Genomic DNA, 12154 nt, shown 5'->3' with positions numbered 1-12154 from the left:
CCGCGATGACATCCACGAAGCCTTCCTCAGCCTGGCCTGCGCGATCATCTGCTGGCGCCGACTCCGCAACCTCTCATTGAGTTAGGAGTTCTAAGACCAATTGCCGCCGAATGGCTCATCCTGTGCAGTCATCGCTGTGCGCGCGCACGCAGTTCGGCGACGTCATTGACGGTGATCACGCCCCGATGGGTGGCAATGACGCCGTCCTTCCTGAGGCGTTTGAGTGCGCGCACCACGGACTCCCGCGACAGGCCCAGCGACTCGCCCAACGCGGCTTGCGAACCGATGTCGAACCTGATTCGCCCGCCATTCGTCCACTCGAACTCGTCGACATGGCGCAACAGCATCTCGGCGACTTTCGTGAACGAGTCGTCGTTCTGCCTGACGATGGTGCGGTCGGACTCGCGCAGGCGTTCGGACACCACCGCGCAGAGGACTCGGAGGACCCTCGTGCGCTGGCTCAGGTACCGGTTGAAGACGGCGCCCTCGACGATCAGGGCCTGCACGGGTGTCTCCGCCCGGACCGTCGCAGGCCTCGTCTCCTGGTCCAGCACCGCCTGTTCGCCCACGATGTCGCCGGCGAACCGCACCGCGATCGGCGTCCTGCCGTCGGCGGCCACCGTCCGGACGCGGCCCCTGTGCAGGATCGCGACCCAGTTCTCCTGCTCGCCCGCCCGGATCAGGGTGGCGCCGGCCTCGAAACGGCGCAGAGCGGACATGGACACCAGAGCTGTTCGTTCGGTGTCGTCGAGACGGCGCCAGAAACTCCCCACCCGATGCCCGGTGGTCACGGCGGCCAAGTGAGGAATTGCAGGCACGATCAGTACATCGTCGATGCGGGGCAAACGTAACGGCGATGGATCAGAATCGGCTGATCCGGTACATCTCCACACCATCGGAGCTGTAGACGGTCGCCTGATCGGACGAATCGAATTCGACTTTGTAGCTGGCTTTGTCCGGATTCCGGGTCACCTGTAGTACGAATCGGCCATTCGAGTCCGCCTGACTTGAAATAACGCACGTAATCGAGCCGTTGAGCACCGCGCCACGGTCGTAGAAGAAGCCCTCGCACGCGCCGTCGTTGCCGGTGAACGACTTGGCGGCGGTGCTGTCCGACGGCTGCCAGTCGCCGATGAGCAGACCGGCGTCGCGCACCGGCGGGCCACCGGTCGACGGCGGCCTGTTCCCGTCGAGCCCCGTGCCGTCGTCCGGTGGTGCGGGTGCGGTGGTCCCGTCCCGCAGCACGCCACAGCCGGCGCCACCGAGGAGCAGCGCGACCAGCAGAGCGGCGAACGTGCGGTAGTTCTTGTCGCTCATGGCGTCCGGCCCCCAGGTTCGCGGTCGAGCGCGATGGAACCTGTGAACTCCGGGGACGAGCGACTTCTTCTGCGTCAGCAGACGCAGAAGCGGCCAGATTCGTTATGGGGCCTAGTCGGGCAGCACCACGGCGACGATGCCGGCCAGGTGCGCGAGCCGTGCCACCTCGGCGGCACGGAACATCGGCCCGCCGGGACGTCCGACGACCAGCACCCGATCGGGCTTGCCCAGGGGAGTGGCCGCGAGCTCGGTGCCCAGCTCACGCCAGGTCTCCGGCACCCACTCCTCCTCCCCGTCGAGCACGGTCGCGCGCTCCAGCGGGAACCACGGCGCGTCCGCCATCCGGGTCTCCGGTGCGGCGGACGACGAGGTCAGCCGGTTGATGCCGGTGCCTTCGGGGCCGACGACGACGGCCCAGCCGGCGCGGATGATCTTCGGGACACCCTCGGTGAAGATCTCGAGGCCCTTGCGCGGGTCGTCGGCGATCTCCTCGACGAGCTCGAGCTCGCGGTGGGTGTCCAGGATGCCCGCGTAGGGGCGCACCGCGTCGACCTCGACGCCTTCGACGGATTCGGCCGCGGTGATCAACGTGTCGGGCAGGCGGCCGGACGGCAGTTCCACCACGAGGTCGTCGATGGCGATGCCGGAACCGCGTTCCACCACGTCGACGCTGAGTATGTCCGCCCCGATCTCGCCCAAAGCCGTTGCGACCGCGCCGAGGGTGCCGGGACGGTCCGGGAGCTGGACCCGGATCAGGAACGACAAGGTGAACGCCTCCATAGCTCGTGCGCGAGACCCCGCGTCTTGCGCCGTTGCCGGTCGGTGATTCTCGCAGACGCAGCCTGCGCTCATGACCTGCTGTCCGCGTTGCGGAACGGTTAAGTTGAGATGCTGGTCAGCAACCCGTTCGAAGACGCTGCTGACCTGCCCATAGACTCACGGGGTTCCCGATTCGTATCCCGACCCTACGGGGGTTGACAGGAGTGCCCAGCATCTCCCGCGACGAGGTCGCGCACCTGGCGAAGCTCGCCAGGCTGGCTGTTACCGACGACGAGCTCGACTTGTTCGCCGGCCAGCTCGACGTGATCCTCCAGTCGGTGGCTTCCGTTGGCGACATCGCCACGGCCGACATCCCGCCGACGTCGCACGCCGTTCCGCTGACCAACGTCTTCCGCGAGGACGTGGTCCGTCCGAGCCTCGGTCAGCAGCAGGCGCTCTCAGGCGCTCCTGAAGCCGAGGACGGCCGGTTCCGCGTGCCCCGCATCCTGGGTGAGGAAGCATGACCAACGACCTGATCCACGCCTCCGCGGCCGAGCTCGCCGCGAAGATTCACAGCGGTGAGGTCTCGTCCGTCGAGGTCACGCAGGCCCACCTGGACCGCATCGCCGAGACCGACGGGAAGGTCCACGCCTTCCTGCACGTCGACACCGAGGGCGCGCTCGCGCAGGCCCGCAAGGTCGACGCCGCCGTCAAGGCCGGTGAGCAGGTCTCCGCGCTCGCCGGAGTGCCGTTGGCGCTCAAGGACGTCATGACCACCGAGGGCGTGCCGACCACGGTCGGTTCCAAGATCCTCGAAGGCTGGATCCCGCCCTACGACGCCACGGTGACGCGCAAGCTCAAGGAAGCCGGCGTCGTCATCCTCGGCAAGACGAACATGGACGAGTTCGCCATGGGTTCGTCGACCGAGAACTCGGCTTACGGCCCCACGCACAACCCGTGGGACCTGGAGCGCATCCCCGGCGGCTCCGGCGGTGGCTCGTCCGCCGCGCTGGCCTCCCTGCAGGCGCCGCTCGCGATCGGCACCGACACCGGTGGCTCGATCCGCCAGCCCGGCGCGGTCACCGGCACCGTCGGCGTGAAGCCCACTTACGGTGGCGTTTCCCGCTACGGCCTCGTCGCGTTCTCCAGCTCTTTGGACCAGGCCGGTCCGTGTGCGCGCACGGTGCTCGACGCCGCGCTGCTGCACGAGGTCATCGCGGGCTACGACCACATGGACTCCACGTCCATCAACGCACCCGTGCCGCCGGTCGTCGCCGCAGCCCGTGAAGGACTCAAGGGCGACCTGTCCGGCCTGCGCGTCGGTGTCGTCACGCAGTTCAGCGGTGAGGGCTACCAGCAGGGCGTGCTGCGCAGCTTCGCGGCCGCCGTGTCGCAGCTCAAGGAGCTCGGCGCGGAGATCGCGGACGTGTCGTGCCCGAGCTTCGACTACGCGCTGCCCGCCTACTACCTCATCGCGCCGAGCGAGTGCTCGTCGAACCTCGCCCGGTTCGACGCCATGCGCTACGGCCTGCGCGTCGGCGACGACGGCACGCGCAGCACCGAGGAGGTCATGTCGCTGACCCGCGAGGCCGGCTTCGGCCCCGAGGTCAAGCGCCGCATCATGATCGGCACGTACGCGCTGTCGTCCGGTTACTACGACGCGTACTACGGCTCGGCCCAGAAGGTCCGCACGCTGATCACGCAGGACTTCGCGAAGGCGTTCGAGAAGTTCGACGTCCTCATCTCGCCGACCACGCCGACCACGGCGTTCAAGATCGGTGAGCGCGCGAACGACCCGATGGCCATGTACAAGGCGGACCTCTGCACGATTCCCGCGAACCTCGCGGGCACCCCGGCGATGAGCGTCCCGAGTGGACTGTCGGACGAGGACGGCATGCCGGTCGGCCTGCAGATCATGGCCCCGGCGCTGCAGGACCACCGCATGTACCGCGTCGCCGCCGCCTACGAGGCCGCGCGTGGTGCGTTTGGAGGCCCGTCGCTGTGAACATCAAGAAGGCCAAGGGACTTCTCGGTCTCGCGGGCGCCCTCGGCGGTGCCGTGGCGGCGGTCTCCGGCTTCCGGAACGCCCGTGCCAAGAACGACAAGCTGGCCCTGGCGAACGCGATCGCCAGCATCGCCGTGGCGCTCACCGGTGCGGCGCTGGCCGTTCGTGCTCTGCGGAAGGACGAGTTGGCATGACCGCTCTGGTTGAGCTGATGGACTACGACGAGGTCATCGAGAAGTACGACCCCGTCCTGGGCCTCGAGGTGCACGTCGAGCTGCACACCAACACGAAGATGTTCTGCGGCTGTGCCAACGAGTTCGGCGGCGAGCCGAACACGAACACCTGCCCGACGTGCCTGGGTCTCCCGGGCTCGCTGCCGGTGGTGAACGGCAAGGCCGTCGAGTCCGCGATCCGCATCGGCCTCGCGCTGAACTGCGAGATCGCCGAGTGGTGCCGGTTCGCGCGGAAGAACTACTTCTACCCGGACATGCCGAAGAACTTCCAGACGTCGCAGTACGACGAGCCGATCGCATTCAACGGCTGGCTCGACGTGACGCTGGACGACGGCGAGGTCATCCGCGTCGAGATCGAGCGCGCGCACATGGAGGAGGACACCGGCAAGTCGCTGCACGTCGGTGGCGCCACCGGTCGCATCCACGGTGCCGAGCACTCGCTGCTCGACTACAACCGCGCGGGCGTGCCGCTGATCGAGATCGTCACGAAGATGATCCCGGGCACCAAGGAGCGCGCTCCCGAGGTGGCTCGCGCGTACGTCACGGCGTTGCGCGACCTGCTCAAGGCGCTCGACGTGTCCGACGTCCGCATGGACCAGGGCTCGCTGCGCTGCGACGCGAACGTCTCGCTGTCGCCGAAGACCACCGGCGCGCTCGGCACCCGCACCGAGACCAAGAACGTCAACTCGCTGCGCAGCGTCGAACGCGCTGTCCGCTTCGAGATGACGCGTCAGGCCGCGGTGCTGGAGTCCGGCGGCGAGGTCACCCAGGAGACCCGTCACTTCGACGAGTCCTCGGGCACCACCTCGCCGGGCCGCAAGAAGGAGACGGCGGAGGACTACCGCTACTTCCCGGAGCCGGACCTGGTCCCGATCGCGCCGTCGCGCGAGTGGGTCGAGGAGCTGCGCGGCACCCTGCCTGAGCTGCCCTGGGAGCGCCGCGCGCGCATCCAGAAGGACTGGAACCTCACCGACGAGGTCCTGCGCGACCTGGTCAACGCCAACGCCCTGGACCTGATCATCGCCACGGTCGAGGCCGGCGCCAAGCCGGACGAGGCCCGCTCCTGGTGGGTCTCGTACCTGTCGCAGCAGGCCAACTCGAAGGGCATCGAGCTCACCGAACTCGCCATCACCCCGGCCCAGGTGGCACGGGTGATCGAGCTGGTGAACTCGGGCGCGCTGACCAACAAGCTCGCCCGCGAGGCCGTCAACGGCGTGCTCGAAGGCGAAGGCTCGCCGGACGAGGTCGTCGAGAAGCGCGGCCTGAAGGTCGTCTCGGACGACTCGGCGCTGGAGAAGGCCGTCGACGAGGCCCTCGCCGCCCAGCCGGACGTGGCTCAGAAGATCCGCGACGGCAAGATCCAGGCGGCCGGCGCGATCGTCGGCGCGGTCATGAAGGCCACGAAGGGGCAGGCCGACGCGGCCCGCGTTCGCGAGATCGTGGTCGCTCGCTGCTCCTAGATACACAATCGAAGCAAAAATCACAAAGGGTCACCTGTTTGTGCAGGTGGCCCTTTGTGATCTTAGGCCGACCGAGTGGCTGTTAGCTAAATGAGACGTATACCTGTAGCCGTGTGTGCGACTCTTTTCGACGCACCCATCTGGGGGGATGGGAAGTAAATAGTCCAAACGAGGGGGGAACCTCATGACCGCACAGCGCGAAGGCTTTCTCGGCGACATCCTTGACAAGGTCAAGGACATCATCACCGACGACGACTCGAATCCGACTCCGACGCCTCCTCCGCCGGCGCCCGAGCCGACTCCGGTGCCGCACCCGCAGCCGCCGGTCACCCCGCAGTGCTGCGGCCCGACGCCGAAGTTCGCGAACCTCGGCGAGGACCTGACCGACGACGGTCCGAAGCTGCACGACGCGGACTGCCCGAACCACCCGGACAACCTGGCCAAGGAAGTAGTGGCCTAGTCACACTCCGCGCTGCCCGCCGTCGCGCTCTGCGCCTGGATGGCGGGCAGCGCCATTCGGGTGCATGTGGTGTGATGATCACATGCCCGCTCGTGCCTTGGACACAGCGCGCGAGATGTACGAGAAGGGATGGACGGAGCAGGATCACTACCGCTTCCCGTCCGCCATCCGACTTCACCGGCGTGCACTCGTGCATGCCGATCGCGCACCCGACAGTCCGGAACGGACGGAGCTGCGGGCTCGCATCCTTTACTGCCTCGGCGACGCGATTGCCGAGGCCAGCGACTCGGACACCGCCGTTGAGCTGTTCGACAACGCACGGCGTGAGATCGAGCTGCTTCCCGACCCGTGGTTGCGGGTCCTGCTGAAGGGCAACGCCGACTACTACCGCGGCAGCATGATCATGCGGATGGGCCAGCCCGAGCAGGCGGTCCAGTGGTTCAGCACCTTCATCGACTTCGCCGAGGACGCGATGCGGACCTCCCCGGAGCGGGTCGACGCGGAATGGGTGAACCGGCTCGCGTCGTCGTTGATCGCCAGGGCGTATTCGAACGCGGCCATTCGCCGCAGTGAGGCCGCGATCGTTGATCTGCAACGAGTGTCGGTTCTCAGCCTCGAGCACAGTCTGGACCGGCTCCGTCCATATACGGTCGTGGCACTCGCCAACACCTACAAGCAGAGCGGCGACGTGGTCGAGGCGCTGAGGCGCTACGAAGAGGCGGAGAACGTCTTCCGGGCCCACCAGAAGCCGTCGTTGCTCGCCAGCGTTCAGCTCCTGCACGCCGAGTGCCTGCTGATGGTCGGCATGTCCGACCACGTCGGCCGAATGCTCGACGACGCGCTGCCGGTGCTGCGCAAGAACAAGGTCAGCCAGGACATCGCCGAAGTCGAGATGTACCGCGCGTCTGCCGCGTTGCTCGACGACCAGTTCGACCTGGCCCGCCGGATGGCGAAAGCCTCCATGCGCAAGCTGCACAAGCGAGGCAGCACGTGGTGGATGATGGCCGCGCTGATCGAGCTCTGGGCCCACGCGATGCAGGTGAAGCGCGTGACGAACGCCCTGGTGCAGAAGGCTTTGACGCTTTCGGAACAGCTGGCGGCCAACCACCTGCTCGATGAGGCCCGGCTGGCGGGAGTGCTCGCCGTCCGGCTTCAGGTGCGCAGGCGCAGGATCACGGAGGCCGAGGAGCTGTTGAGCCAGCTGCCGGCTCCGCGTGCCGTCACGCCGCTCGACCACCGCATGCAACGCCGGCTCGTGCTCGCCGAACTCGCTCTGGCCAAAGGGGACCGCCGCACCGCGTTGCGGCATGCGCGCAAGGGCCTGGACGAACTCGGCCAGGTGCGCGACCAGCTCGGTGGTCTGGAACTGGTGTCCGCGACCGCGGTGCACGGCCGTGAGTTGCGCGAGCTCGCGATCCGTCTGGCCTTGGAGAGCAACAACGCGCGCCAGATGTTCGTGTGGCTGGAACGCACCAGGGCGCAGGCCTATCGCTATGAACCGCAGGAACTGATCGAGGACCACGAGTTGGCCGAGCGCATCGCCGAGGTGCGCGGGCTCGGGCGGGAACTGATGCGTGCGGGTCTCGACGGCAGGCCGACCGCGGAGTTGCGCAACGAGCTGGTGAAGGCGCAACGCGAGGCGACCAGGCTGGGCTGGCACGCACAGCGCTGGGGCCGCACGCGTCCTATGGCGACGATCAACGAGGTGATCGCCGAGCTGGGCGAGCGGGCCATGATCAGCTTCGTGGTGTCCGGCGGGGCCATCGCCGCCGTCGTCGTCGCGGGTGGCCAGGTGCGGATGGTCCGGCTCGGTGCCGCGGACGACGCGCTCGAAGGAGCCCAGAAGCTCCACATCGACCTCAACGCCCTGGCTCCCGACTACCTGCCGCCGCCACTGGTCGAGGTCATCGGCGGGTCGGCGCGCAGGCAGGCGGACGTGCTCGACGCAATGTTGATCAAGCCGTTGGTCCACCTCGTCGGCGAACGGGAACTGGTCGTGGTGCCGACCGGTCCGCTGTACACGGTGCCGTGGGGTGTCCTCCCGAGCCTGCACGGCCGCCCGGTCGTCACGGCGCCCTCGGCGACGGCGTGGCTGGCCGCGACGCAGTCCGACAAGCCGCGCAACGACCGCGTGCTGCTCGTGCGGGGACCGAGCCTGCACTTCGGGGACGGAGAGCTGGACCGGCTCGCCGCGTACCACGAGAACGCGGTCGTTCTCGCGGGCGAGGACGCGACCGCCGCGGAAGTCCTGAGCCACCTCGACGGCGCCGATCTCGTGCATGTCGCCGCGCACGGCGAACACGAGAACGAGAACGCCCTGTTCTCCCGTCTCGAACTCCACGACGGACCGCTCTTCGCTCACGAGCTGGGCCGGTTGAGAACGCCACCGGCCCACGTCGTCCTGGCCGCCTGCTCGCTGGCGTTGAACCGCATCCGGCCTGGTGACGAGGCGCTGGGGTTCGCGGGCGCGATGCTGGCGGGCGGCACTCGCACCGTCGTCGCCGCGGCCAGCAAGGTCGGCGACGAGGTCAGCGCAGCCGCGATGGCCGACTACCACCAGGCGCTGGCGGCGGGTGCGGCACCGGCCGTGGCATTGGCCGAAGCGATGGCCAAGGACCCGTTCCGCCGGCCTTTCCTGTGCCTGGGCACTGGCTAGGCCGTTCGAGTGGTTGTCGCCGTTCAGCGAACTGAACGGCCTGGTCAGTGGTGATTTGTGCCCTGTCGGAGGTCGTGGTTGGTGAACTTTTCTCGCTCGCGCGAGACGTTCTGTGCCACTCTCTTGGTTCAAGTCTTGACCGAGGGGAAGACAACGGCCCGCCTATCGGCTCTAGTCGGTAAGCGGGCCGTTGTGCAAGAAACGACCGCATGCGCAGAACTCTGCTCGCTGTTCTCCTGGCGGTCACCGCGGCGGTGGCGGCGCCCGTCAACGGAACAGCACAACCGTCCAATTCCGATCGAGAACCCGGAAACGGGCCCGAACGCAACGAAGTCGCGGCGCAGGACACGATCTCGGCCCAAGCGATCCAGGCCCAGGGGGAGAACAAGTCCGATCGCTACCAGGGCTATCCGCGCAAGACAACACTCAGGACGTATCCCGAAAATCCGGCCGACAAGACCATCAAGCTCAACCTGGCGCCGTACCACTCGCTCGCGCCGAAGCTGAACGCGTTGCAGCAGAAGAGCAACCGGGTCTCGGTCGAGGTCGTCGGCCAGTCAGGACTCGGCCGCGACCTGTACCTGGTCACGCTGACCGCGCCGGAGAGCCCGGCGCAAACCCGTCTGCAGGAACAGTTCCGGGCTTCGATCGAAGAAGGCCGCAAGGTCCCGCCGAGCCTCTACAAGGCACCGGTCTGGATCAACAACAACATCCACGGCGACGAGTGGGAAGGCACCGACGGCGCGTTGCGCGTCATCGAGCACCTCGCCACGTCGAACGACCGTGAGACGCAGAACCTGTTGCGCCGCAGCAGGATCTACTTCAACCTCACGGCCAACCCGGACGGCCGCGTCGCCGGCACCAGGCAGAACAACGCGGGCTTCGACCTCAACCGCGACTTCGCCACGAGCTCGCAGCCCGAGAACAGGGTGATGCGCGACATCGTCGAGCACACCCAGCCGTTGATGATGCTGGACGAGCACGGCTACTCGGAGAACACGCTCATCGAGCCGACCACTCCGCCGCACGGCCAGAACTACGACTTCGACCTGTACATCAAGCACGGTTACGCCAACGGTCTCGCGATGGAGAAGGGTGTGCAGGGCCTCGGCCACCCGGAGACGGCGAAGCCGGAGATCCCGTTCCGCGACTACGACCCCGGCGTGTGGGACGGCTGGGCGCCGATCTACACCGCGCAGTACTCGATGTACCACGGCGCCATCTCGTACACGATCGAGATCCCGCAGCAGGTCAACCGCCAGGCGTACGACACGCTGCCGGTCGCCGAGCTGCAACGGCGCGCGCTCATCAACACCGACGTCGTCGAGTCCACGATCAACACCACGATCGACTACGTGGACGACCACCGCGGTGAGCTGATCGGAAACCAGGTCGAGATGTTCCGCCGCGGCAAGGCGGGCGAGCCGCAGCGCGAGATCCCGGACGGTTTCGTGCCGGGATTCGGGCCGGAAGACCGCTACCGCACCGAGTTCCCGCGCGCCTACGTGATCACCAACGACCGTTCGGCACCCGCCGCGGCCCGGCTCGTCGACCACCTGGTCGCCCACGACGTCCGGGTCGAACGCGCCGAAAAGGCCTTCACGCTGGGCGGTAAGCGTTATCAGGCCGGGTCGTACGTGGTCGACATGCACCAGCCGAAGCGCGCGCTCGCGAACGTGATGCTGGAGCAGGGCAGCGACATCAGCACCAAGGTTCCGGTCATGTACGACATCTCGGGCTGGAGCCACCGCCTGCTCTGGGGCGCTTCCATCGACATCTACAAGAACGGCGCGTTCCACTTCAACGGACGCGACGTCGTCGCGGCGGCTCCGACCGGTGACGTCGACGCCGCTCCTGGCGCGGATCTGGCGTTGACGCTGAACGACGCCAAGGACGCTCAGGCCGTCAACGACCTGCTCGGACGCGGGATCTCGCTGCGCCGCCAGGACGACGGCACGGTCGTGGTGCCGGCGGCGGAACGGCTCGCCGCGCGGGAGGTCGCCGACCGTTACGGCGTCCGGTTCACCACGGCCAAGGCCGGAGGAACGGCGTTGCAGCGCAAGACGATCGCCGCCGCGGTCGGTGCGGACGAGCTGCAGGTGCTGCGGGAGTCCGGCTTCGACGTCCGCACGATCTCCACGGCGGTGCTGAACGCGGGATTCGACTGGTCGCGGATCGACGTGCTGTTCGTGTCGTCCGGCCTGAACTACACGCAGCTCAACGCCGCCGCGAAGGCCGGTCTGGACGCATTCCTGCAGCGCGGCGGTGTGGTCACGCGGGGCGCGACGGGCGGCAAGTTCAACGTCGACGCCCACCTGCTGCAGGCCACGCCGGTCGCGGGCTGGGAGGACGCCAACGGCGTGGTGAACGTGGTCAACGGCACCGGCCCGATCGGTACCGGCGCGCTGCCGCACTCGTTCGTCTACTCGCCTCAGTGGTTCACGAACCTCGGCGCGGGCGTGACGGTCGACCAGCGCTACGGGAGCACGGTGATCGCCGCAGGTCACTGGCGTCCGCGTGACAATGGCACGGGTGGCCAGGAGGCGGCCGCGGGCCAGGCGGCGGTCGTCTCCGGCACGTCGGCGGGCGGGTCGAAGGTGGTGCTGTTCGGCACCGAGCCGATGTTCCGCAACCACACCAAGGGCCTCTACGCCCAGGTGGCGCGGGCGATCTACTGGACCGGCACGCGCTAGGAGAAAGCGGTGCTGGGGAAGGCCCCGACAGCCCTTCCTCAGCACCGCTTGTGGTGCCCCGCAGACGGGTTCCCAGACCTCGTGCGGCGGAAACCCGGACTCAGGCCTCCCCGGCTCCAGGCGGCAGGAACCCGTGCGCCGACAGGTCGAACCAGTTCCCCTCGGGGTCGATCGCCCGGTACTCGGCGAACGGCCGATCTCCCCCTCGCAGCGCGGGCTTCGGCTCCAGCGTCTCCAGGTACGGCTCCACCGACTCCACCTGGAACCCGAAGTGGTTGAACCCCGCCGGGACGTCGCCGTCCAGCCGCTGCTGGATCAGCGCCAGGTTGATGTACCCGTCGGTGACGAAGTGGCTGCCGTCGGGATCGGTGTGGAAGAGCTCCATCCCGAACCGCGACGTGTAGAAGTCCGCCATCTCCTTCGCGTCCCGCACGACGAACGCGACGTGCCGCAACCGGGGCCTGCTCATGACTTTCCCCTAAGGTTGATGTTGTTCGGGGTTAGTGCTCCGGATGCCCAGTGCGATGGGGTGTGGCTGATGACTTGTTGCCGTGAGGTGGCTCCGAAGGAA

At 67.8% G+C, this 12154-nt stretch carries 11 protein-coding genes; 7 read left to right on the top strand and 4 right to left on the bottom strand.

The features are described from left to right. Window positions 1–128 precede the first annotated feature (128 nt). From ABZ345_RS46880 to ABZ345_RS46870, 3 genes are all read right to left on the bottom strand, one after another. A complete protein-coding gene (locus ABZ345_RS46880; protein ID WP_359862182.1) occupies window positions 129–791 on the bottom strand; it encodes a Crp/Fnr family transcriptional regulator in 663 nt (220 codons plus the stop codon). A gap of 70 nt (window positions 792–861) precedes the next feature. Beyond that, window positions 862–1317 carry a hypothetical protein gene (locus ABZ345_RS46875; RefSeq protein ID WP_359862178.1) on the bottom strand — a complete coding sequence of 152 codons (456 nt, stop codon included), beginning with the start codon at window positions 1315–1317 and terminating at the stop codon, window positions 862–864. Between the two features lie 111 nt (window positions 1318–1428). Continuing rightward, the gene (locus ABZ345_RS46870; RefSeq protein ID WP_359862180.1) at window positions 1429–2082 is read right to left on the bottom strand and encodes an ACT domain-containing protein; all 654 of its coding nucleotides are present in this window, start codon (window positions 2080–2082) and stop codon (window positions 1429–1431) included. 218 nt (window positions 2083–2300) lie between these two features. Here ABZ345_RS46870 and gatC point away from each other — a divergent pair, with 218 nt between their 5' ends. From gatC to ABZ345_RS46835, 7 genes are all read left to right on the top strand, one after another. Beyond that, the gene (gene gatC / locus ABZ345_RS46865) at window positions 2301–2600 is read left to right on the top strand and encodes an Asp-tRNA(Asn)/Glu-tRNA(Gln) amidotransferase subunit GatC (RefSeq protein ID WP_319965814.1); all 300 of its coding nucleotides are present in this window, start codon (window positions 2301–2303) and stop codon (window positions 2598–2600) included. Then, on the top strand, window positions 2597–4081 hold the full coding sequence (gatA, locus tag ABZ345_RS46860; protein WP_359862176.1) for an Asp-tRNA(Asn)/Glu-tRNA(Gln) amidotransferase subunit GatA: 1485 nt from the start codon (window positions 2597–2599) through the stop codon (window positions 4079–4081). Before gatC ends, gatA begins: the two co-directional genes overlap by 4 nt. After that, window positions 4078–4275 (top strand): hypothetical protein, encoded by a 198-nt coding sequence (locus ABZ345_RS46855; RefSeq protein WP_359862174.1) that lies wholly within the window; start codon window positions 4078–4080, stop codon window positions 4273–4275. The genes gatA and ABZ345_RS46855 overlap by 4 nt, the downstream gene beginning before the upstream one ends. Beyond that, window positions 4272–5774: an Asp-tRNA(Asn)/Glu-tRNA(Gln) amidotransferase subunit GatB gene (gene gatB / locus ABZ345_RS46850; protein WP_359862172.1), complete on the top strand. Its 1503-nt coding sequence runs from the start codon at window positions 4272–4274 to the stop codon at window positions 5772–5774. The genes ABZ345_RS46855 and gatB overlap by 4 nt, the downstream gene beginning before the upstream one ends. Before the next feature lie 184 nt (window positions 5775–5958). After that, on the top strand, window positions 5959–6234 hold the full coding sequence (locus tag ABZ345_RS46845) for a hypothetical protein (protein WP_359862170.1): 276 nt from the start codon (window positions 5959–5961) through the stop codon (window positions 6232–6234). Window positions 6235–6424: 190 nt separating this feature from the next. Next, a complete protein-coding gene (locus tag ABZ345_RS46840; protein WP_359862168.1) occupies window positions 6425–8890 on the top strand; it encodes a CHAT domain-containing protein in 2466 nt (821 codons plus the stop codon). Window positions 8891–9099: 209 nt separating this feature from the next. Further along, the gene (locus ABZ345_RS46835; RefSeq protein WP_359862166.1) at window positions 9100–11583 is read left to right on the top strand and encodes a M14 family zinc carboxypeptidase; all 2484 of its coding nucleotides are present in this window, start codon (window positions 9100–9102) and stop codon (window positions 11581–11583) included. A 100-nt stretch (window positions 11584–11683) separates the two neighbouring features. Here the strand turns inward: ABZ345_RS46835 and ABZ345_RS46830 are convergent, their stop codons facing one another. Further along, complete coding sequence (locus ABZ345_RS46830) at window positions 11684–12052, bottom strand: VOC family protein (RefSeq protein WP_359862164.1); 369 nt, start codon at window positions 12050–12052, stop codon at window positions 11684–11686. Window positions 12053–12154 lie beyond the last annotated feature (102 nt).

This window comes from Lentzea sp. NPDC005914 (assembly GCF_040629405.1).
Classification (GTDB): Bacteria; Actinomycetota; Actinomycetes; order Mycobacteriales; family Pseudonocardiaceae; genus Lentzea.
The sequence above is the reverse complement of the archived record's forward strand: the minus strand, read 5'-3'. Positions and strand labels throughout refer to the sequence as shown.

What these genes read in the sequence shown, in the direction of transcription:
- gatA (WP_359862176.1), top strand. Translation starts at nt 2,597, where the DNA reads ATGACCAACGACCTGATCCACGCCTCCGCGGCCGAGCTCGCCGCGAAG.
- ABZ345_RS46875 (WP_359862178.1), bottom strand. Translation starts at nt 1,317, where the DNA reads ATGAGCGACAAGAACTACCGCACGTTCGCCGCTCTGCTGGTCGCGCTG.
- ABZ345_RS46830 (WP_359862164.1), bottom strand. Translation starts at nt 12,052, where the DNA reads ATGAGCAGGCCCCGGTTGCGGCACGTCGCGTTCGTCGTGCGGGACGCG.
- ABZ345_RS46845 (WP_359862170.1), top strand. Translation starts at nt 5,959, where the DNA reads ATGACCGCACAGCGCGAAGGCTTTCTCGGCGACATCCTTGACAAGGTC.
- ABZ345_RS46835 (WP_359862166.1), top strand. Translation starts at nt 9,100, where the DNA reads ATGCGCAGAACTCTGCTCGCTGTTCTCCTGGCGGTCACCGCGGCGGTG.
- gatB (WP_359862172.1), top strand. Translation starts at nt 4,272, where the DNA reads ATGACCGCTCTGGTTGAGCTGATGGACTACGACGAGGTCATCGAGAAG.